Here is a 23801-nt window from a genome sequence, read left to right on the forward strand (position 1 = left end):
TGGATACACCTTCAACTCTCAATCAAAAAGATAACGCCAAATGTTCCACTTCTTTTACACTTATATCATGCTTAATAACTTATTATCAAATACAAGTACATTTGGACATTTATAATTTGTGAAAATCGGCAATGTTTATTTTAACGAAAGTCGGTGCTGAATGGTAATTTTTCTATATAAACTGCTTTTTTCTATTATACCAACTCCAACCAAGCTATCACTTCACATTGTGGTGAGACTAGCCAGTTGCGGAACTATAAAATAACAGTAAAAGCAGACGGCCAATTAGAGGTGCAATATCGCATTTCTAAACCGTCTGCTTTTTAATTTCAACGAATATTAAGTTAGCTAGCTCAAGTTACGCACAGCATTCACTATGTGCTGAGTGTTTGAAGCAACATAGGATTGCAGGTAGCTTTATGTAACCGGTTGATCGCTACTTCCATGATTTAATGAAGAAAGTAATTTTTCTGCATCATTTTTTAAATCTACAAGATACTCTGCTTCTTGAACTAGTTTTTGCATTGTATTTAATTCATCATCGCTAATTCCAACTAACTCTTCAAACATTTCTACTGATTCTCGCGAAATGAAAGAAATATCCTTCATTGCTTCCATAATTTGCAGAGAGCTCGAAGATAGTTCTTCTGTGCTTGCAGATGATTCCACATTATTTTCAGCAATAATTTTTGTAGTATCTACAATTTTTTCGAACATATTCCCTATTTCTAGTATTTTAGTATTTGTTTGTTCAAACTCTTCTGTTCCTTGCTTCATTGATATGACAACTTTGTTCGTCTCTTCTTGAATATTTTTTACAATATTCGAAACTTCATCAGCTGACTGTCGTGATTGTTCAGCCAATTTACGAACCTCATCAGCAACTACAGCAAACCCTTTACCGTGTTCTCCTGCACGAGCTGCTTCGATAGCTGCGTTCAATGCTAATAAATTTATTTGCTCTGAAATCCCTGTAATTACTTTAACAATATTACCAATTTCGTACGATTTTTCTCCAAGTATATTGATTGCATCAAATGTCGTATTAATCGTTTGATTAAAATGCTCCATTTTCACCAACGAATCTTTTAACTTTTCATTACCTTCTTGCGTTAATTCTAACGTTGTATTCGATTGTTCTGAAATTTGGTTAGATCTTATAGATAGCTCTTCAATAGCCACTGTGATGTCTTCGATAGAAGTAGCACTCTCTTCAGTTGCGACTAGTTGCTTTTTTAATCCTTTACCGACTTCATCGATTGCGGCCCTTACAGTATCAGCCTTCTCAGTTGCGTAATCTCCATGTTCTAAAAGATTTTTACTTTTTTCATTCACATTATTTGCGAATTTATTAAATTGTTCACTTACTTGACCTGCTGATATTTCATGCATTCCATTTAGTGCCTCTTTATTAATATGGGAATGACCTTTAAGTGAAAAATATCGGTAAGCAAAATACAAAGATGTACATAATAAAACGACAATAATCCCTAGCATAATAGCTTCCATGAAAAAAATTCTCCTATTCTACTAACGTATTAGTGATGAAATTTTATAGTTCTTTTACAATGATGTAAATTCCATCTGCTACAGTCGATGGAATACTGCTTAGATGTTCATTGCTTTCATATTTATGAACAATAAAATCCCCTTCTACGTTTACATATTTTGTTAGTCCGTGATACTTCTCCAGCACACGCATTGACTTTGGATTTGTCGCTTCAGCTAATACTAATCTTAAGCCTTCTTCTGTTGCTTTCTTTATTAATATATCGCCTAAATTTTGTACAATATCATGACGATTATGCTCACCAATTACACCTAATAAAAATAAATGTAATACTTCTCCGTCTTCCATATCTTTTCCATAACGATTTTTATAATCTTCTAGGAAACGTTCATCAATATCCTCTAATACACGCATAACAATATTCATATCAGCAAACGTGCCTTCAAAAATGTCCTCTTCGATAATTTCAAAGACATTCGTATCCCCAACTAATGCGCCTACAACGTTTTGCTCTTGATCTAGTGCAACAGCACAGTATCCTTGATGAACATTTGCTTCAATATATTCCTTCGTAAATTGATAGAAATCTTCGTAAGGTAGTTTTAAGGCGTGCCCGATAATCGGTTCTTGCACCCATTTGCCAGCAACCTCTACCCCAATAAATGTTTTTGCTAAACATTCTGCTGTCTTTTCAATTAAATCTGGTTGGTCCTTTGTAAGGATTTCATAAGTATATAATTCTTGAATTGTTTGCATCCTAAATTCCTCTTTTTCAACATGTGATTATAGTTAATTAAAGACTAACGCATTGGTAATTGCGAAACATTGTCGACTACGGTTCCTGGGAAATTAACTCCCTCTAAAGCATTTCGCACTTGCACATAGGCAATTTTAGAGGCTGGATTAACAATAAATATATCTTTAAAGCCTAGTGATGCATAAAACATTAATGTTTGTCCTAGCTCTGCCGAAATCTTTGAAGGAAGGGGTGATTGATGTGTTGCATCAACAACAAATGTATAGGTATTTTTCTGTACTTTTGCCCCTGTCTCTGTCAAATCTTTTAAATAATCCTCTACAAGCGCTGGTTTAATAAACCCTATTATTTGGACGTGTACTTCTTTTTTTGCTTCATAAATCGCCATTTTATATTTCTCTTTATCAACGACTATCATCTCAAATCTCCTTTTTATAATTTTCTTAAAGCTGTTAGCATTTTTGTAATAAATATTAATAAATACATATTCAGTCTTTTGATTTTTCCCACAAAAAAACTATCCCTGAACATAATTAGGATAGCCAAAAAATCGCTTATCATCTTGGCAACCCGACTATCATTTTCCAAGAGGATTTTAGACTCGTAGCTTTGCGTCCTTACCTTTCGATAAGTTTGCCGTTTTCAATTTATTAAAATTACGCTGACATATTACTATTAGATTATAAATGTTTTGTAAAATTTTGTCGACTGTAGGTATTTTTCTCTAAAGAATATCGGAAGATTTAGAGAATTTTTCCGTATATTTAAAGGAATGGACAAGAAAATACTGTTTGGTGGTTTTTTCAAAGAGGGAATTTCTAATCATGCCCAGATTGTAGGAAAAGCAAATGGCTGCCTATTCTTTCACATTTATCTAAGAAGAAGAATCATCTTCATTTTTCATAAATGCGTTATTTCACTTTATTCATTCCTTATTTGGAAACGTAACGATAGAAAAGAGTGGAATTTTAGGCTACATCCTAAAATTCCACTCTTTTTTATAATGCTACTCTTTTCAAAACTTCATTACTTGTACTCACAACGGTAATATTCATTACGCCTTTGTGAGTACAAGTAATATATAAAGCGTATCGAAAGGCAACTGCAAATGTTAGATACCTTCTTTTAAAATGAGTTGCGAGACACACTCCACATGCGTTGAATGTGGGAACATATCCACTGGCTGAATCTCCTGTGTTTGATAGCCCCCATCCTCCAAAATACGGAGATCACGCGCTAGTGTACCTGGGTTACAGGACACATAAACAACACGTTTAGGACGTTGCTCTAAAATCGTCTGAAGAAGAGCCTCATCGCAGCCTTTGCGTGGTGGGTCCACTACTAGGACATCCGCTTCCTTGCCTTCCTTATACCAGCGTGGGATAACTTCCTCTGCTGGGCCGGCCTCGAAATACGTATTCGTAAAGCCATTTAATGCTGCGTTGCGTTTTGCATCTTCAATAGCTTGTGGGACAATTTCAACACCCATAACAGCCTTTGCTTTTTCTGCAAGGAATAATGAAATGGTGCCGATCCCACAGTAAGCATCAATTACTCGCTCATCACCCTGTAAGTCAGCATAATCTAATGCTTGTTTGTAAAGTACTTCCGTTTGCTCAGGGTTTACTTGATAAAATGAACGGGCTGAAATTTCAAAGCGAACATCACCAATTGTATCGATAATAACGTCCTTGCCCCACAGGTTCACGGTTTCATCACCGAAAATAACGTTCGTTTTGTCGCTGTTAACGTTTTGCATAATGGATGTGACTTTCGGGACAAGCTTCTGGATTATCGCAACAGCTGCTTCTTTTTGCTGGAATTTTTTCTTTTTCGTTACGAGAACAACCATGACTTCACCAGTTGCTCGTGCTTTACGAATAACTACGTGGCGTAGCATTCCCTCATGTGTTAGCTCATTGTATGGTCGAATACCGATTGCCGCTAATTCCTTTTTCAAGCCTGTAAGAATAGCATCCGCTTCACCTGTCTGAATTAAGCAACGCTCCATATCGACAATGCTGTGAGACTTCGTTTTATAGAAGCCAGCAATTGCTTGTCCTGCTTCATTCGAGGAGAAAGGAATTTGGGCTTTATTACGATATTGCCAAGGCTCTTCCATGCCTTTCACAGGTAGAACAGGCGCATCAATTTTACCAATACGCTGCATGACATTACGCACCATATTCTCTTTCCATTTTAACTGCCCTTCATAAGACAGGTGCTGTAATTGACAACCGCCACACTGCTTGAAATATTCACAAGGTGCTTCTACTCGATCTGGCGATGGCTTAAGAATATCTACAACTTTCGCAAAGCCATAATTTTTTAACGTTTTTAAAACATGAACTTCCACCGTCTCATTAGGAAGTGCCCCTTGGATAAATAATGGATAGCCATCGACCTTTGCGACGCCATTGCCATCATGTGTTAAATCTTCTATATAAACTGTTAATTGGTCATTCTTTTTCACGGGTGCTGACATTCGTACATCCTCCATTTCAATCTCTTTATTGTAGCATGTGTTGGCGGATGAAAAAAGAACAAGACTTGATCTTGTAAGCTATTTGCTCAACATCCATGACCTGAGCAGTACGACACTCCACCCGAGCAGATTCGTCTTCCACTTGATCACTTCCGCACACGACCCGAGCAGTAATGTCATATGCTCGAACCTTCCAAAGCTTAAAGTAGAAAAAAGAGCCGCTATTCGCGACTCTCTCCTTCCTCTTTTGTTACATGGTGATCTTTTGGTGCCCACCAGAAAGCAAACACAATTCCGAGGATGACTACTATAAATGGCGCATAAAACATGAGAAATTTCTCCATCACTCTAACCTCCTATGCGTGATTGTCTTCTTTTCCTGTCACGTAATTTTTGTTGAACAGGAATAATTTCAACAATAAAAATAGTGATGGAATAAGCAGACATAGACCTAAGATAAATGCGATGACGAGTGCAATCGCCATTTGTGTACTTGTAAAGCTATCGTAAATTGTTAAATATGGATACAGTAAATACGGATATTGTGCGATACCATAAGCGAAGAATGCCAAAGCAAATTGGGCAATCAATAGTCCTACTGCAAGGCCGTAATTTTTTCGCATCCAAATTAACACCACAGTAATGATAAATAGTACGGCTGAAATGGCGAACACCCACCATAAATTAACCATATTATTGTAAGTTTCAGGATTGATCGATTTCATTTCATACATAATACCAAGCGCGCTCACCATTAAAGGTATCGCCCAAACAAGTGCGTATTTTCGCATTAGTTTTGTTGCTTCTACATCCTTTGCTTTATGAGCATACCATGTTAAAAACACAGCTGAAATATAGAGTACCGCTGCAATGCTCAAGACGACAATACTCCAAGCAAATGGGCTCGTATACAATGTCCAATAGTTTAAAACCGGTTGCCCATCAACCATATCAACATAGCCACCTGCAGCAATCGCAAAGACAACAGAAAGTGAGGCCGGAATGAGTAATCCTGCTATACCATACGTTAGCGTGTATCCGATATGTCCACGTGAGCCATATGATTCAAACGCATAGTAGGAGCCTCGTATGGCAAGTAGCACTAGCGAAATACTAACTGGCACAAGTAAAATCGTTCCATAATAAAAGGCTGTTTGCGGGAAAAACCCAACAATCCCAACAAAGAAGAATACTAAAAAGACATTCGTTACTTCCCAAACCGGTGATAAATAACGTTTAATAATATTTGTTAAAATATGATTTTTGCCAACGAGTAGACTGTAGGCATTGAAAAAACCTGCCCCAAAATCAATTGAAGCTACAATGACATAGCCAAATAGGAAAATCCACAAAACTGAAATACCTAAAATCTCTAATGTCATAAGATGTCACCGCCTTTTTCAGAATGGCGATCTGCTAATTCACGCTCAATTGGATTCTTTTTGAACATACGAACTAAAACTACAATACTTCCTATGCCCAATACAGCATACACGCCTGCAAACAACAGCAGCATTAAATCCACATGGTCACTCGTTGTGGCCCCTTCTGGTGTTCGCATTAAACCATATAAGACCCAAGGCTGTCTTCCAACCTCAGCAAGCCACCAGCCCGCTTCAATTGCAATAATTGAAAGTGGTCCACCTGCAACGACAATCCATCTAAACCAACGTGTATGAATAAACAGCCAACCACGCGCTTTCCCGACTACATAAAGCAATGAAACTAATACCATAAACATGCCAATAAACACCATGAGATCAAAGAGATAATGAATATACAGTGGTGGTCGATCTTCTTCAGCAAATTGATCTAAGCCAATTACCTCTGCATTTGGATTATTATGCGCTAAAATACTTAGAGCATAAGGAATTTCAATTGCATATTTTACTTCGTCACCATCTAATACACCCAATAGAATAAGTGAGGCTTTATCGTCTGTTTCAAAATGCCACTCAGCTGCAGCTAATTTTTCTGGCTGATATTCTGCTAAGTATTTTCCTGAAAAATCTCCAATAATCGCTGATGCAATGGAGAAAATCAGGCCAATCTTCATAAGTAAAAATAATGATTTTTTATGGTACACATGCTTAGAACCTCTAAGCATACGGTATCCTGCAATTGCCGCTAACACAAATGCGGCTGTCATATAAGCGGTAACGAGAACATGCGCTACCTTTGTCGGCATTGCTGGATTAAACATTGCTAAAAAAGGTTGAATATTTACAAGTTCTCCGTCCACAATGTCAAATCCTTGAGGTGCATTCATAAACGCATTCACAATTGTTATAAACACAGCTGACATCGAAGCACCAACCGCTACAGGAATTAATAGCAGCATATGCTTTTTCTGACTTTCAAAGCGATCCCAAGTATATAAGTAGATGCCCAGGAAGATGGCTTCAAAGAAAAATGCAAACGTTTCCATAAAGAGCGGTAATGCAATTGTTTGGCCGGCGAGCTGCATAAAATTCGGCCATAGTAAAGACAACTGTAAGCCAATTGCTGTCCCTGTAACAACTCCGACTGCAACTGTAATAACAAAACCTCGTGCCCAACGTCTTGCCATTAAAATATAGTGCTCATCATTCTTTTTATATCCAGTCCATTGAGCAATCATAATCATTAACGGGACACCCACACCAATCGTTGCATAAATAATATGGAACGATAACGTCAGCTCTGTTAATGCTCTACTCCAAAAGACTGCTGATTCATTCACCATTTCATTGCCTCCTAACTACCGAATATTCTTCCAAGCATGGAAAGTAGCATAATAATTGCAACGCCAAAGCTTAGCCATATGAGCTTTCTTTCCTGCGACTTATACAAAGCCAACACTTCCTTTCTTCCCCATACACTTATTTTCCACTATTGCCATGAAAAAAACCTTTATAATGGACCGATATTTCGGCCTATTATAAAGGTTTCAAATTTTGTTCAAGTAATATACGCAGATTTGCCAAACATTTTTCTTAATTCGTTCACAATCCTCATTATAGACAATTCTTATGGTAAAAAGAGTCAATATTTAGGCACTTAGATACGGTCTTCCTCACGAATATCTTCAATAGGAACAAAAATTTCAATATGGCGCTTTAAGTTTTCAAATGTTGCAGGCGCATCCCCACCATACTCACCGTCTAAGTTTAAATGTATTTCGTCTTCAGTAGATACTTTTACAACACTTGCCTTTTTATAAATTACACGATCATCATTCAAATGCTCGCCTCTTAAAGCCATTGCGGCAAGCTGAATAAATTCAGGTAGGCTTACTTTTTTCAATACTAATAAAGTAAAGTAGCCATCATTAATACTTGCGTCGGGTGCAAGCTTTTCAAAGCCACCTACTGAATTGGTTAAGCCACATAAAAACATCATAGCATCCCCATCAAACACTTCACCATCATATTCGATACGCATATGAGAAGCTTTGATTGATGGAATCATTTCTACTGCTTTTACGTAATAAGCTAACTGTCCTAGCATTGTTTTCATTTTACTTGGTACTTCATATGTTAACTCAGTAATACGTCCACCAGCGGCAATATTGATGAAATAGCGTTCTCCATTTAATAAACCAACATCAACTGGTAACGTTTCACCTTTAATAATAATCTCAACAGCATCTGCAATATTACGAGGGATATGCACTGCACGGGCAAAATCATTCGTTGTGCCCATTGGAATTAGACCAACTTTCGGACGGTTTTCAAATGGACTTACACCTGAAATAACTTCATTTAATGTGCCATCTCCACCAACTGCAATGATTATATCAAAGCCACGTTCTACTGCATTTTTTGCTGCAACGGTTGCATCGCCTTCGCAAGTTGTTGCGTGACATGATGCCTCATAGCCTGCTACCTCTAGTTTTTCCAATACTTCTGGTAGATGCTTTTTAAATGCTTCACGTCCAGATGTAGGATTATAAATGATTCTTGCTCGTTTCATAACATACCTTCCTGCTTCATAAGATTCTATTTCTTCAACGAATTTTACGTTTAAATGTTGCATATCCTAATTCTTTGACATGCAGCCTTGTGATCTACAATTACTGCAATGCAGCTGTCACTTGCTTTTTGAAATCCTCATAAACAAATGTCCAGTATGATTTATTCGTCATATTCTCTTCACGAATTTCTGCATACAATGCCTTTTGTGCATCTTCAAATGTAGGATCTTCTTTATCAGGTAAACTAGCTCGTTTGCTCACTACTAGTTCCTGTAATTCTGGTGCACGTGGTCCCCATTTTCCAATCACTTGACCAACATCATCTAATAAAATATAAATTGGAATTGCACGGCCACCGTTTGTTAAATAGCGATCAATTAAATCTGTATCAGCGTCGCGAAGTACTGTGCGTATTTCTAAACCTGCAGCCTCTGCTACACGACGAATAATCGGGTTATTTAACATTGCGTCTCCGCACCAATCTTCAGTAATTGTTAAAATTTGTGGTTGCTTGTCCTTTAGTAGCTCGATAAAGCCATCATAAATACGGAAGCTCTCCTCTTTCAACGTCGTCATATTATCCATATATTGCTGAATCGAAATCGCATCTTTGAAATATTGTTGTTCAGTTTTCATTGATTAACCCCCTAATGTTATCTCATGTTCTATTCTATATTTTGCTATGAAAACTTTTTTTAGACAACCATAAAGTGTTAAGTTGGTATTTTTTAGCTCATCACCATAACGTGTGGTTGATTTCCGTTCCGACTGGGCGCTTTGCCGCTGACGCTTCGCTTTCGCGCAGATAAAACATTTGCCGCTGACGCTTCGCTTTCGCGCAGATAAAACATTTGCCGCTGACGCTTCGCTTTCGCGTAGAGCAAAGCTTCCTGGGGGCATCCGATGAGCCGCTGATCCCCAAGAAGTCACCCAGTCTCCACTCCAATCAACCCATATACAAGGCATAAATCTAAATAAATCTAAACAAATATCATCCACAACTTTTGGTGATGAGCCATTTTTTAGTATAACCCCACATCAAATGCTGAGAAAACACTTATCTAATCGTCCAAGCGACTGACTGACAAACCTCTTCAATTTATTGACACAAGCACTGTGCAGGACCTTAGCTAGCCTGTTTTTCGGCTGAACTGTCAGGGCATTCACTTCATCTTAATTGTAAATTGTATGGATACCTCAAACAAAAAGAATAGTACCTTTAGTATGTATTACTTTTTAAAAATAAAAAGCCAAGAAAGCGAATTTGCTCTCTTGGCTTTCTGTTGCAATGGCAATTAACGTTTTGCAATTTCTTGTTGTAATAATTTATTAACCATTGGCGGATTTGCTTGACCTTTAGTTGCTTTCATAATTTGACCAACTAAGAAGCCGATAGCACGATCCTTACCGTTTTTGAAGTCTTCGATTGATTGTGCATTGTTATCTAGAATTTCTGTAACGATAGCAAGTAGTGCACCTTCATCAGAAATTTGAACTAAACCTTTTGCTTTAACGATATCTGCTGCAGAACCGCCTTTTTCTACTAGTTCAGCAAATACTTTTTTACCGATTTTAGAAGAAATTGTACCGTCAGTGATTAATTTCACCATTTCAGCAAGGTTTTCTGGTGTTAATGCAGTATCTTTAAGATCTTTTTGTTCTGCATTTAAGTATGCAGAAACATCACCCATAAGCCAGTTTGCAGAAAGCTTTGCATCCGCATCATTAGCTACCATAGCCTCGAAGAAGTCTGAGATTTCTTTTGAAATTACAAGAACTCCTGCATCATACGGAGTTAAGCCTAATTCTTCAACATAGCGTTTTTTACGAGCGTCTGGAAGCTCTGGAATTTCTGATTTTACACGCTCTAACCATTCGTCATCAATTGATAGACGTACTAAGTCTGGCTCTGGGAAGTAACGGTAATCATCTGTTCCTTCTTTAACACGCATAAGAATTGTTTTACCTGTTTTTTCATCAAAACGACGAGTTTCTTGCTCAATTACTCCACCTGACAGAAGTACGTCTGCTTGGCGTAATTCCTCGTGCTCTAAACCACGACGAACATAGTTGAATGAGTTCAGGTTTTTAAGCTCTGTTTTCGTACCAAATTCTTCTTGACCGTATGGGCGGATTGAGATGTTGGCATCACAACGTAAAGATCCCTCTTCCATTTTACAGTCTGAAACATCTGCATATTGGATGATTGATTTTACTTTTTCAAGATACGCGTACGCTTCGTTTGGTGTGCGAATATCTGGCTCAGAAACGATTTCTACAAGTGGTGTACCTTGACGGTTAAAGTCAACTAAAGAGTGGTCGCCACTGTGAGACAGTTTACCAGCATCTTCTTCCATATGAAGACGAGTAATACCAATACGTTTTGTGTAACCATCTACTTCGATATCAACCCAGCCGTTTTTACCGATTGGCTTGTCGAATTGAGAAATTTGATAAGCTTTCGGATTATCTGGATAGAAGTAGTTTTTACGGTCAAATTTTGTTTCTTGTTCGATTTCCATGTTAAGTGCAAGTGCTGCACGCATTGCGAAATCTACAACATTTTTATTAAGTACAGGAAGGACACCAGGATAGCCTAGATCGATCACTGTAGTGTTTGTATTTGGTTCAGCACCGAAGTGAGCTGGTGCTGGTGAGAAGATTTTTGAGTTTGTTTTTAACTCAACGTGTACTTCTAAACCAATGACTGTTTCAAAGTTCATGTTATTTTCCCTCCCAAATTTGAGGAACTTGTTTATGGAACTCCGTTGCTTGTTCAAAAGCATGAGCTACACGGTAAATTGTTGCTTCATCGAAATATTTACCGATAATTTGTAAGCCTAGTGGTAGTCCATTTTCAAAGCCACATGGAATTGAGATGGCTGGTACACCAGCTAAGTTCATAGGAATCGTTAAAATATCGTTCGCATACATCGTCATTGGATCATCAACGTTTTCACCAATTTTGAATGCTGGTGTTGGAGCAGTTGGTCCAATGATTACATCAAAGTCTTCAAATACTTTGTCATAGTCCGCTTTGATCAGTGTACGTGCTTGTTGTGCTTTTTTGTAGTAAGCATCGTAAGTACCTGCACTTAGTGAGTAAGTACCAAGCATGATACGACGTTTAACTTCATCACCAAAGCCTTGTGCACGTGTTTCTTTATAAAGGTCCATTAAGTTATTAACGTTTTCTGCGCGGAAACCATAGCGGATACCGTCAAAACGAGAAAGGTTAGAAGACGCTTCAGATGAAGAAAGGATATAGTAAGCTGCAAGTGCGTATTTCGAATGAGGTAGTGATACTTCTTCTACTGTAGCACCTAAGCCTTTTAATACTTCTAATGCGGCAAGCACTGATTGACGTGCTGCTTCGCCAACACCTTCACCAAGGAATTCTTTTGGCACAGCGACACGTAAACCTTTTACGTCACCTGTAAGGGCTGAAGCGTAGTTTGGTACTTCTACGTTCGCAGAAGTTGAATCGTTTGGATCTAATCCTGCAATTGCTTCAAGTAAAAGAGCGTTGTCTTCAACATTACGTGTAATTGGGCCGATTTGATCTAAAGAAGATGCAAATGCCACAAGACCAAAGCGAGATACACGACCATATGTAGGCTTCATCCCTACAACACCGCAATAAGCTGCTGGTTGACGGATTGAACCACCTGTATCAGAACCAAGTGAGAATGGTACTTCACCTGCTGCTACTGCTGCTGCAGACGCACCTGAAGATCCACCTGGTACGTGGTTTAAGTTCCATGGATTTTTTGTTGTTTTATAGTATGAGTTTTCATTTGAAGAACCCATTGCAAACTCGTCCATGTTTAATTTACCGATAGTAACCATACCGGCTTCACGTAGCTTGTTAACTACTGTTGCATCATAAATTGGCATAAAGCCTTCTAGAATTTTAGAAGCACAAGTTGTTTCTAAGCCTTCTGTAACGATGTTATCTTTCACACCGATAGGAAGACCAAAAAGTGGTCCACGCTCTTCAAATGGCACTTTGTCCATTTCAGCTGCTTGTGCAGTTGCTTTTTCTTCGTTTGAAGCAAGGAAAGCTTGTACATCGCCGTCAAGCTTCGCCATACGTTCGTATGCTTCTTTTGTTAAGTCAGCGATTGTTAAGTTACCCGCTTTAATGTCAGCTTGTAGCTCCTTAGCTGAACGTTCAAATAACGTCATGAGGAATCCTCCTATGTTTTAGTCTTACATGATAGCTGGTACTTTTACTTGACCATCTTCTTGTTCTTTTACGTTTAACATCATTATTTCACGGTCTAATCCTTTTATTGCCACGTCTTCACGCATTACGTTTACTAGTGGTAAAACATGAGTTGTTGGTTCAACATTCGTTGTATCTAACTCGTTTAATTGCTCTGCGAAGTCTGTAATTTTACCAAGTTGCTCAGCAAATTTCTCTGCTTCTTCTTCCGTAATTGCAAGACGTGCTAAATTAGCAACGTGCTTAACTTCTTCTTTTGTTAGTTTTGCCATTTTTTACACCTCCAAATACTCATTCAATTTATTGCTTTTGTTGATAACAATAGGGTTGAATAAACTTAACCATGCAAATAATCATAACATTTTTCAAATTAAAAATCACAACTTTCACCAAAAATATAGAAACTTTCACTACTATGACGAAGTGTTGTCTCTAGTGACTGTTTTCAGCTTTATAAGACTTGTTTCCCACGGGCAAGTTGGATGAGCTCGGAATGACGTTCTATCCGTCATTTCGATAGTTTTATCCATCGCTTCAGCTCTTCTATCCGTCATTTCGATAGTTCTATCCGTCACTTCTGCTCTTCTATCCATCATTTCGATGGTTCTATCCTTCACTTCTGCTCTTCTATCCATCATTTCGATGGTGCTATCCGTCACTTCTGCTCTTCTATCCATCATTTCGATGGTGCTATCCATCGCTTCAGCTCTTCTATCCGTCATTTCGATAGTTCTATCCATCATTTCGATGGTGCTATCCTTCACTTCTGCTCTTCTATCCGTCACTTCGATGGTTCTATCCGTCACTTCTGCTCTTCTATCCGTCATTTCGATAGTTCTATCCGTCACTTTAGCTCTTCTATCCGTCATTTCGATTTTTTCATTTCTTCTCCAAAAAAATATAGTCAGCACGAGGCTGACTATATTTTAATAGATATGGACGAATGGTTCCTTTTCGTTGGCTTTCTTAATGATTAAAGCCTCTGGACCGTTCATTGAGGTAATACTTACTTCAACGTTAATGTTATCAAATTGATTGATAAGAACACCTGTTAAATATTGAGTAAAACCAGTAATTTCAGCCTTGCCGAAGAATTGGATTGGGATTTCAATCGTTAGCTTTTGAATTTTTTTATTTTGATAGAAACCTGTCCCTATCACACTAGTATAGTTAGAAAAATATTTATCTACATCTTGTTTGAAATTCTTAAAGTTATTGCTAACATCTCGATATACATCCTCTGATTCATCCGTTGGGAACAGTACATACTCTTCATCAATAGCTGTCCAATCAGCAATGTCGTTTTCTCCAGCTTTTGCTACGCCATAACTAAAATACGTTCCTGGAATAATGTCATTGCGAGCTTTCTGCTTAAACAAACCTACTACAATCGGTACATCTTTCAATTCATCTTGAGTTCTTAGGCGGGATACAATTTCCGCAGCCATCTTCTTCCCTTGTTCAACAAGCTTCGCCTCTGGAATTGGTTCCTCATAGTACTCCCCATATTTTTCTTTTTGATAATAGTAAATAGAGTTTAAGGAAAGTCCTATCGAAATACCACCTAATTTCACTTTATTATCATCTGTTTTTGTTAAATAATTTTGCTCAACAATATGTGATAAATAGATTGGGGCTTTCTTTGCACGTTCCTCTGCCGGCATTGAATCCGTCGTTGGAGGGTTTAATCCATTCTTCTTTTGCGAACTACGCGCCAGCCATTCAGTCACTGTGCTTTCGGCTAAATATTGCCCTTCTTGGAAGTAGAAGTCTTCTGTATCAAACTCATTTTGAGAAAGACGCATTAAACCGGTTTCAACTTCCTTCATATCATATTTAGTATAAATATTTGAAACTACTAATCCCCTGCTAGCACTTTCTTTATAAGGAATTAGCGTTCTATAATGTGTATCATCAATGTTAAAGCTTGGAATAATCGTTGTTTCCGCTTTTTCCTGTTGCGTCTCCTGTGTAAGCTCTGTTTCCTTCTCTTCAGAAGGCACACAGCCGACTAGCATTGCAGCAGCGATAATTGCTGGAATGAGTCGAAATGACTTCATTATTTTAAGACTCCTTTACTGAAATTCATTTTCTGTTTGACGAATTGTTCATACCTACCTGTGGAAAGGACAATTCATCTTACTTTACTATAATATTGGATCATCACCATAACGTGTGGTTGATTTCCGTTCCGACTGGGCGCTTTGTTGTTGCTGTCGTTGCACTTTCGCACAGATAAAACATTGCTGACGCTTCGCTTTCGCACAGAGCAGAGCTTCCTGGGGGCGTCCGATGAGCCGCTTCACTCGCGTTGCTCGCTCCAGGGTCTCGGGCCTACACGATGTAGGTCACGAAGGCGTTATCACAGGACGTGATGCTCTTAGCCTTCGTTCCTCTATCGCTGATCCCCAAGGAGTCGCCCAGTCTCCACTCCAATCAACTTATATAAGGTATACATTTTAACAAATGTCATCCACAACTTTTGGTGATGACCCTGATATTTTCTATTATTGAACGAGGTTAAGTTGTTCAATCAGGCTGTCTTCATTCCAAACTTCAATACCTAACTGCTCGGCTTTTGTTAGTTTAGAACCTGCTTCTGCTCCTGCAATGACAAGGTCAGTTTTTTTGCTGACACTACCTGTAACAATACCACCTAACTCTTCTATTTTCGCCTTTGCTTCGTTACGTGTCAATTGCTCAAGTTTACCAGTTAATACGATTGTTTTACCTGCAAAAGGATTATCCCCTACAACTACCTCTATCTTTTTACCTTTATACGTCATATTGACGCCTACTTCAGCAAGGCGACCAATGACTGCACGTGCATCCTCATTTGAAAAATACTCGACAAGCGATGAAGCCATCTTATCACCAATCTCATGGATTGCTACTAGTTGCTCCTCTGTTGCTGTCATAACCGCTTCCATCGTTCCAAATTCCTCGGAAACAATTTTCGCTGCCTTTTCCCCAACATGTCGAATACCTAGCCCAATTAGTAAACGCTCCATCGAATTTTCCTTGGAAGCCTGAATCGCATTGACTAAATTCGTTGCAGATTTTTCACCCATACGCTCAAGCTCAACAAGCTGCTCTACAGTTAAGTGATACAAATCAGAGACATCATGAATTAAATCTGCACGCAATAATTGCTCAACGACCTTATCCCCTAGACCGTCAATATTCATAGCATTACGTGAAACAAAGTATTTAATGCTCTCCGCAATTTGTGCAAAACATGCAGGATTTACACAACGTAATGCCACTTCACCTTCAATACGAATAAGCTCACTATCACAGACAGGACAGTTTTTAGGCATGACGAATGGAACTGAATCCTCAGGACGTTGCTCTACTAACACACCTACAACTTGTGGAATAATGTCGCCAGCTTTTCGGATTATGACTGTATCGCCTAAGCGGATATCCTTATCTCGAATTAAATCCTCATTGTGTAACGATGCACGTTGAACCGTTGTACCTGCAACTTGAACAGGCGCTAAAATGGCAGTTGGTGTAACAACCCCTGTACGTCCAACTGTTAAATCAATATCAAGTAATGTTGTGACTACTTCCTCAGCAGGGAATTTATAGGCAATTGCCCATCGTGGACTCTTTGCCGTATAACCAAGTTCATCCTGCTGTGCGTAACGGTCTACCTTAATGACAATGCCGTCAATTTCATAGGCTAAATTCGGACGATTTTCAGTCCATTCTTCGATAAAGGCTAATACCTCCTCAATCGTTGAACAGCGTTGACGCTCTTTATTTGAAGGGCAGCCTAGACCCTCTAAATAATCGAGCATCTCTGCATGACCGTCAATACCATACGCCTCTCCATCTCCCCCAATCGCATAAATAAAGGTTGATAGCTGACGACTCGCTGCTATTTTAGGATCTAACTGACGTAAAGAGCCAGCAGCTGCATTACGCGGATTGGCAAATAACTCCTCACCATTTTCAGTACGCTGAGCATTTAATTTTTCAAATGATTTTTTAGGCATATACGCCTCACCACGAACTTCAATTGTGATGGGCTCCTTCAATCGAAGAGGTATTGCCCGAATCGTTTTTAAGTTTGTTGTAATCTCTTCCCCTACAACACCGTCTCCTCGCGTTGCCCCTTGTACAAAAACTCCATTTTCGTATTTCAGAGAAATGGCAAGACCATCAATTTTCAGCTCACAAACATAGGAAAAGTTATCGCCGATTGCTTGACGCACTTTACGGTCAAATTCACGTAAGTCTTCTTCATTAAAAGCATTTGATAGACTAAGCATAGGATAATCGTGTGTCACTTTTTTAAAGCCTTCTACCACCGCTCCTCCAACACGCTGTGTCGGTGAATCTGGATAAATTAGTGACGGATTTGCTTCCTCTAATACAAGAAGTTCATGTAATAATTGGTCATAAACACTATCGGCTACGACAGGTTTATCCAACACGTAATAGGCATGGCCATATTCATGTAACAATTTATTTAACTCCGCAATGCGTTGTTCTATTTCGTTCATTTAAGTTCCTCCGCTTACGCTTTTTCAATAGGTGCAAATTGTGCCAGTAATCGCTTAATACCGATAGGCTGTGGAAAGGCGATATCTAGCTCTGTACTATCACCCTCACCTTTTACACTGACAACCATACCTGTCCCCCATTTTTTATGGATTGCCTTATCTCCGGCCTTCCAGCCATGTTGATCTCCACCAGTTGTTTGTAAACGAGATGTCGCAGGTTGTGTTTTCTGAACCGCTCCAAGTGTACGTTTTTGATAGCCTCCTGCCGAACGGTTACTAGAGGCAAACGGTACTTCAGGCTTCGCGCCACCTTTAGAGATTGATTCCGTAATATCCTCCGAAATTTCACGTAAAAAACGTGAAGCATTGTTATAACTTGAACGACCAAAAATCGTCCGACTTTGTGCACTAGTTAAATACAAACGTTCCTCTGCACGTGTTATGCCCACATAAGCGAGGCGACGTTCTTCTTCCATTTCATCCATATCGTCAAGTGAACGAGAATGCGGGAAGATATTTTCCTCCATTCCAATGATAAAGACAACTGGGAATTCTAAGCCCTTTGCGGCATGCATCGTCATTAAAATAATGTTGCCCTTCGATGTGTCCTCTTTATCAAGTGCATCAATATCTGCAATTAGAGCTAAATCTGTTAAAAAAGCAATTAAGCTCTTATCATCACTACGTTCTTCAAATGCCTTCGTCACTGATAAAAACTCTTCAATATTTTCTAAGCGACTTTCTGCCTCAATCGTCTTCTCATTTTGAAGCATTGCACGATAACCAGATTTTTCAATGACCTGCTCTACAATTTCAGTAACAGATAAATACTCCTGCATTTCTGTAAAACCTTTAATCATCGCATAAAATTGCTCAGCTGAAGTAGCAGCCTTTCCTGATAGTCCCATAAACAAAAGATCATTCATTGCATCAAAAATAGAGCGATCCTGTTCAATCGCATAACGCGCCATTTTTTCAAAGGAAGTGGCACCAATACTACGCTTTGGTTCATTAATAATACGTGCAAGTGATAAATCATCATCATTATTGGCAATAAGACGTAAATAGGCAAGCAAATCCTTAATCTCTTTACGATCATAGAACTTTGTACCGCCAACAATTTGATAAGCCATATTGGACTTAACAAGCACTTCCTCCATCACACGCGACTGAGCATTGGTACGATACAATATCGCAAAGTCATCAAATGAACGATTTTCTTTTTGAATAAGCTGTTGGATTGTTTGTACAACGAATTGTGCTTCCTCTTGCTCGTTATACGCTTTGTACAATACGATTTTTTCACCGTCTGCATTTTCTGTACGCAGTTCTTTTGGATAACGTGTTGTATTATTTTGAATGACGTCATTTGCCGCTTGTAGGATGCGTTTTGTCGAACGATAATTTTGCTCAAGCATAATGGCCTTAGCATTTGGATAATCCTTTTCGAATGAAAGAATATTGCCAATATCTGCACCACGCCAACGATAAATCGATTGATCTGAATCCCCAACAACACAAATATTTTTAAATTTTTTAGCAAGCAACTGCACTAGTAAATATTGGGATTTATTCGTATCTTGATATTCATCCACATGAATATATTGAAATTTATTTTGATAGTATTCAAGCACTTCTGGTACACGCTTGAATAATGTAATAGTTGTCATTATTAAGTCATCAAAATCGAGGGATTGATTGCGGCGTAGTCTTTTTTCATAACCTTTATAAACACGAGCAATCGTTTTTTCGTAAGGATTATTTTCATTGATTTGACCTGCATAATCGTCTGCAGTTATACATTCGTTTTTTGCTGAACTAATCGCATTTAAAACCGCACGTGGTTCAAAACGCTTCGTGTCAATATTTTCATCCTTCATAACATTTTTGACAACTGATAGCTGATCGGTAGAATCTAAAATTGAAAAGTTACGTGATATCCCAAGCTGATCAATATTACGTCGTAAAATACGCACACACATCGAGTGGAATGTTGACACCCACATACTATCGCCAGTTCCGTTACCGAGAATGCCATCAATACGCTCTCGCATTTCACGTGCCGCTTTATTTGTAAATGTGATTGCTAAAATCTTTGATGGATATACTTCTTTTTCGATTACTAAATATGCAATACGATGTGTTAATACACGCGTTTTCCCTGATCCTGCACCTGCCATAATCAACAACGGTCCTTCAGTTGTTTTTACCGCATTTTCCTGTTCAGGGTTCATACCTGCTAATAAGTTTTTCGTTAACTGCTCCATTTCGCACCGCCTTACAAACATTTGTTCTTAAATTATATATTATTTTTTACAGCCTTAACAGTCGCAAGTGCAGCTTTTAAATCTTCATAAATAATATTACCCACTACTACAGTATCAGCATATTTTGCCATTTCAGATGCTTGCTTAGCAGATGTAATACCGCCACCGTAAAACAGTCTCGTATTTTTCAGTTCGTTTTTCACAGCACTTACAACCTCAATATCGCCATAAGTACCGCTATACTCTACATAAAACACAGGCAATCTGAAGAAATTTTCAGCCATCCGTGCATAGGCGACAACATCATCAATTGATAAATCCGTTTTCGCATTCGTTACTTCTGCTACTTTACAGGCCGGATTTAAAATACAATACCCTTCAGCTACTAATTCATCCCACACCATAATATCTCCATATTCCTTAATGGCTTCATGGTGTAAATTTTTTATCCACTTTGGATCATCACTATTTAACACTGTCGGAATGAAATAATAATCATAACCCGGTGTTACCGAATCAATTGTAGAAATTTCAAGTGCAATTGGTACTTCAAAGCGTCGTACACGGACAAGCAAATCTAATACGCCGTCTAATGTTACACCGTCTGTTCCACCAACTAAAATGACATCTGTACCTGATTCACAAATTCTTTCTAGTGCCTCATCTGAAATATCTTTCGCTGGGTCTAGCTTGAACACATGTCTCCATTCTAAATAATCCATCTATTTTACCACCTATCATTTTCTATCTATTCGTTTACAAGTATAGCTTATGACTGTCGACAAAAAAATGAAAAAGACTGAGCAGAACCTCTACCCAGCCTCTTTACCTACTATTCTTTTGGTGCTTGAAACGGCTTCTCATCTGGATACAAACGACCTAGCATTTCATCGTATGTATCATTCCCATAATCAAAGCAACGACGTACACGTGAAATAGTTGCTGTACTTGCGCCTGTTTCCTTTTTAATGGATTCGTAGGTTTTCTTTAAACGTAGTAAATGCGCAACCTCAAAGCGTTGTGCCAGCGATTGAATTTCACTAATCGTACATAAATCATCAAAAAATTTATAGCATTCTTCGATGTCTTTCAGCTCTAACACTGCTTTAAATAATTGATCTGTTTGATGCCCTCGAATTTTTTCGATTTGCATGCAATTTTCCTCCCTTTAAGGCTGCGTTTTCACCATTGCTTGTAACCCTGGTGAAGATGGTACGAAATGCACCCAAGACTTCCCTGGTACTAGCTTTACAAGCTCCCCAGACTCTTCTACAGCCATCGGTATTCCATCAATATTAGACCATTTGACTTCTCTCATATAGCCATTTTGAAATACATACGCATTTCCACCAGAAGTTAAATCAATTTCTTGGCGTCCCTCATTATCAATCGTTTGATGTTGCATTTCAAAAAATAGGACATTTGCCAATGATAATGTTTCGCCTGATAACATATCCTTTGTGTCAACGCCAGCCGATTGTCGTCCATAACGATTACTTTCATGATCATATACATATGAATTATGGAAATACTCACTATTTCCGTAGTAAATGTCAATTTGACTTTTTTCATTGCCTATTTTACCACGTTCATCGGGTTCATAAAAAGCCTGACTTACTTTTTCACGGTAAATCATTGAAGCGTCCACTTTTTCAGCTCCATTTAATATATTTTCAGACGTAATATACGAGTTGTGTGGAGCAACACGATCTTTTGAACGTTTAAAAAGTGTACCATCATAATCCATACCATTTATATTGTCGACTACATTATTACTAAGTAAAGATTTTGCCTCTGGGCTATAGCCATGAGCTACATAAAATGCATCGTAGCCTTTTGCAAGATCAACAAAATAAGAGCGAGCACTGCGAACAGGCCCTATATTTTCTGGCAGTTCACTTTGATAGACTGCTAAAAGACGAGTGACATTGCCTTCTGCTAACATTTCATAAATAATATCTGCTGCACCTATACCGGATTGCGGACGTGCTGCTGGATGATTATTAATAGTAACAATAATTGGGCGTTGTGTGATTTCTTCCTTAACAGCCTCACCTGTCAATGGAGCAAAATTCGTCTCTTCATTTATAGTTTCTTCAACAGCTGGTTCTTCATCAGCCTTTTTTGTATCGTCTTCTTTCACTTCCGACGAATCCTTTGAACATCCCCCTATCAACAAGGTACTAAAGGCCACGGCTATAAATAGTTTTTTTGATTTGAACACAAGTATTACTCTCCTTTTATCCATTGAAACGCTATAGTGAAACTTTAACTAGCGCATAACTGCTGGTAATAATAACTTATTCTTCATAACATCAAAAATCCCTTTTGGTGTTATACGGATATATGGTAAATGAGTAGATTGTAAAAATAATAAAGAATAAATGGCGTCTCCTAAGTGGTAACCGCGTTCTGCCAATGCTTGTTTTAAGTTCTTCTCTTTTTCTGTTAACTCCTCAACATCGCCATCAAATAAAAAACCGCCAATAGTCAATGGTATAGCAGAAACTACTTCTCCTTTTTCAACAAGTACGATACCACCACGCATTGCCTTCATCTCTTCAAAGGCTTTGATCATATCGTCTTTATTTTTTCCGATAAGTAAAATGTCGCCTGTATTCGAATAAGATGAGGCAAATCCTTGAACACTAGTAGCAAAGCCTTTAATCATCGTGTTAACATGCCAATTACCTTCTCTATTGATGAGCATTAAATAGCATTCATCATGATTTGCTAGCTGCCCTTCTCTAGTAATTAACGAGTTATATGGCTTCGTAATAACATCATTGACTAGCTCAATTCCAAACGGCATCGAGAATTGAAAATCATGTGACGTTAATGAAAAATCTAAATTAAATTCAGGTAACGCTGAATAATCAATTGCCGCAAGCCTTTGCACTTGCTCTCCATCGCGTTTTAACCAAACTCCTTTTGATAGTACGCTTTCAGGAACTGGATGCCATTCATCTTGTAAAATGTTTAGTGAAGCAAATCGACCAGTTGCGATAAAGCCATGTAGGTTGGATATATTATAATAGCAAGCCACATTATAGGATGCCATTTGATAGGCATCTATTGGTGCTACACCTGCATCTAAGGCTACCTGAATACATTTATCCATCACACCATCCTCATGGAATGAAGGTGGTGAGCCATCTGTTGTCATCATTAAATGGTCAAAAATAGGTAGCTCTTTTTCAACGATTCCCTTCAATAAATTTGGTAAATCTGGACGAATGGAAGAATGACGCAACGTCACAGCATATCCTTGCATAATACGTCGTTCCACTTCTTCCACTGTCATAGCTTCATGATCACCATCTGCACCAAGTAGCTTCATACGTGCTAAAGTTCGTTCTGATGCTCCTGGGAAGTGCCCTTCTATTTTTTTCCCATAGCCCTTAGCCATTTGCATACGATATAGCATTTGGTCATCGCCATGTAACAACCTTGGCCAGCCTGTTAATTCGCCACCAAGTAAAACATCATCTCGCTCTAACCATTCTAAAATGGATGTATTAGAGAAAATTTCTTCTTCCTGTTCCATTTCAGTTTGTGAATCAAAACGTGTCCACCAATAAAATGAAAATGGTAGCTTTTTCAAATCATTCAGTATTGAAAACGCTTTCTTATTTTCTAAAGATAAAACGAAGCTTAAATTATCAGAAATAAAAGTTGTAGTTCCTAGCTGTCCACAAAAATCAGCAAAAGATTGTGGATGATATAATTGGAACGGATGAACATGTGGTTCAATATATCCTGGTACGATTATTTTATTCGTACAATCGACCACTTCTGTCCCTTCTAATAACGGAGGCATTCTATCACCCGCATAGACAATACGGTCTCCTAAAATCCAAATGTTCCCTACTATCCATTGTTTGAGCATGCTATGTAAATAACGTGCATTTTTTAAAACAATATCCGGTGCTTTTTTGCCATCAATAACAGCTAATTGTTGGCGTAATTCCGTTATTTTCCATACTGGATCCATTCTATTCGCTCCTTCCTAAATTACGTAAAATTTCATTGTGTAAATTCAACTTGAAATCACATACTACTACTGCATAAACGCTTTATTCCCT

General features: G+C 38.3%; 22 protein-coding genes and 1 riboswitch. All 22 genes read right to left on the minus strand.

What is annotated here, in order from left to right:
• Positions 1–417: 417 nt before the first annotated feature.
• Entirely contained in the window at positions 418–1509 is a 1092-nt protein-coding gene (locus tag ACVWXS_RS17615) for a methyl-accepting chemotaxis protein (RefSeq protein ID WP_456959414.1), read from the minus strand.
• 43 nt (positions 1510–1552) lie between these two features.
• Positions 1553–2266, minus strand: coding sequence for a hypothetical protein (locus ACVWXS_RS17620; protein ID WP_456959415.1), 714 nt, complete (start codon positions 2264–2266; stop codon positions 1553–1555).
• Positions 2267–2310: 44 nt separating this feature from the next.
• A complete protein-coding gene (locus tag ACVWXS_RS17625; protein ID WP_456959416.1) occupies positions 2311–2685 on the minus strand; it encodes a hypothetical protein in 375 nt (124 codons plus the stop codon).
• Between the two features lie 143 nt (positions 2686–2828).
• Positions 2829–2915: riboswitch (cyclic di-GMP riboswitch) on the minus strand.
• Between the two features lie 463 nt (positions 2916–3378).
• On the minus strand, positions 3379–4752 hold the full coding sequence (gene rlmD, locus ACVWXS_RS17630) for a 23S rRNA (uracil(1939)-C(5))-methyltransferase RlmD (RefSeq protein ID WP_456959417.1): 1374 nt from the start codon (positions 4750–4752) through the stop codon (positions 3379–3381).
• A gap of 221 nt (positions 4753–4973) precedes the next feature.
• Complete coding sequence (cydS, locus tag ACVWXS_RS17635) at positions 4974–5096, minus strand: cytochrome bd oxidase small subunit CydS (RefSeq protein ID WP_263297518.1); 123 nt, start codon at positions 5094–5096, stop codon at positions 4974–4976.
• Between the two features lie 12 nt (positions 5097–5108).
• On the minus strand, positions 5109–6134 hold the full coding sequence (locus ACVWXS_RS17640) for a cytochrome d ubiquinol oxidase subunit II (protein ID WP_374965182.1): 1026 nt from the start codon (positions 6132–6134) through the stop codon (positions 5109–5111).
• Positions 6131–7477, minus strand: coding sequence for a cytochrome ubiquinol oxidase subunit I (locus ACVWXS_RS17645; RefSeq protein WP_456959419.1), 1347 nt, complete (start codon positions 7475–7477; stop codon positions 6131–6133). The genes ACVWXS_RS17640 and ACVWXS_RS17645 overlap by 4 nt, the downstream gene beginning before the upstream one ends.
• A 314-nt stretch (positions 7478–7791) precedes the next feature.
• Entirely contained in the window at positions 7792–8706 is a 915-nt protein-coding gene (locus ACVWXS_RS17650) for a diacylglycerol kinase (RefSeq protein WP_374965180.1), read from the minus strand.
• A gap of 100 nt (positions 8707–8806) precedes the next feature.
• Entirely contained in the window at positions 8807–9343 is a 537-nt protein-coding gene (locus ACVWXS_RS17655; RefSeq protein ID WP_456959420.1) for a thioredoxin family protein, read from the minus strand.
• 100 nt (positions 9344–9443) lie between these two features.
• Positions 9444–9653, minus strand: a complete 210-nt coding sequence (locus ACVWXS_RS17660; RefSeq protein WP_456959422.1) for a hypothetical protein — start codon at positions 9651–9653, stop codon at positions 9444–9446.
• Between the two features lie 349 nt (positions 9654–10002).
• Positions 10003–11430, minus strand: a complete 1428-nt coding sequence (gatB, locus tag ACVWXS_RS17665; protein ID WP_368638392.1) for an Asp-tRNA(Asn)/Glu-tRNA(Gln) amidotransferase subunit GatB — start codon at positions 11428–11430, stop codon at positions 10003–10005.
• 1 nt (position 11431) lies between these two features.
• Positions 11432–12895, minus strand: coding sequence for an Asp-tRNA(Asn)/Glu-tRNA(Gln) amidotransferase subunit GatA (gatA, locus tag ACVWXS_RS17670; RefSeq protein ID WP_427420916.1), 1464 nt, complete (start codon positions 12893–12895; stop codon positions 11432–11434).
• A 24-nt stretch (positions 12896–12919) separates the two neighbouring features.
• The gene (gatC, locus tag ACVWXS_RS17675) at positions 12920–13207 is read right to left on the minus strand and encodes an Asp-tRNA(Asn)/Glu-tRNA(Gln) amidotransferase subunit GatC (RefSeq protein WP_456959424.1); all 288 of its coding nucleotides are present in this window, start codon (positions 13205–13207) and stop codon (positions 12920–12922) included.
• A gap of 141 nt (positions 13208–13348) precedes the next feature.
• Positions 13349–13804, minus strand: a complete 456-nt coding sequence (locus ACVWXS_RS17680; RefSeq protein ID WP_456959426.1) for a hypothetical protein — start codon at positions 13802–13804, stop codon at positions 13349–13351.
• A 57-nt stretch (positions 13805–13861) separates the two neighbouring features.
• Entirely contained in the window at positions 13862–14995 is a 1134-nt protein-coding gene (locus tag ACVWXS_RS17685) for a CamS family sex pheromone protein (RefSeq protein WP_427420914.1), read from the minus strand.
• Positions 14996–15082: 87 nt separating this feature from the next.
• Complete coding sequence (locus ACVWXS_RS17690; protein ID WP_456959428.1) at positions 15083–15241, minus strand: hypothetical protein; 159 nt, start codon at positions 15239–15241, stop codon at positions 15083–15085.
• Between the two features lie 201 nt (positions 15242–15442).
• Complete coding sequence (ligA, locus tag ACVWXS_RS17695; protein WP_456959430.1) at positions 15443–17449, minus strand: NAD-dependent DNA ligase LigA; 2007 nt, start codon at positions 17447–17449, stop codon at positions 15443–15445.
• A 14-nt stretch (positions 17450–17463) separates the two neighbouring features.
• Positions 17464–19716, minus strand: a complete 2253-nt coding sequence (gene pcrA, locus ACVWXS_RS17700; protein WP_423474190.1) for a DNA helicase PcrA — start codon at positions 19714–19716, stop codon at positions 17464–17466.
• A gap of 32 nt (positions 19717–19748) precedes the next feature.
• Complete coding sequence (pcrB, locus tag ACVWXS_RS17705; protein WP_368638623.1) at positions 19749–20438, minus strand: heptaprenylglyceryl phosphate synthase; 690 nt, start codon at positions 20436–20438, stop codon at positions 19749–19751.
• A 110-nt stretch (positions 20439–20548) separates the two neighbouring features.
• Positions 20549–20869 (minus strand): YerC/YecD family TrpR-related protein, encoded by a 321-nt coding sequence (locus ACVWXS_RS17710; protein WP_004225717.1) that lies wholly within the window; start codon positions 20867–20869, stop codon positions 20549–20551.
• 15 nt (positions 20870–20884) lie between these two features.
• Positions 20885–21940, minus strand: a complete 1056-nt coding sequence (locus ACVWXS_RS17715; protein ID WP_402988509.1) for a DUF3048 domain-containing protein — start codon at positions 21938–21940, stop codon at positions 20885–20887.
• Between the two features lie 48 nt (positions 21941–21988).
• A complete protein-coding gene (locus ACVWXS_RS17720; RefSeq protein ID WP_456959431.1) occupies positions 21989–23710 on the minus strand; it encodes an adenine deaminase C-terminal domain-containing protein in 1722 nt (573 codons plus the stop codon).
• Positions 23711–23801: the final 91 nt, after the last annotated feature.

This window comes from Lysinibacillus sp. TE18511 (assembly GCF_054062295.1).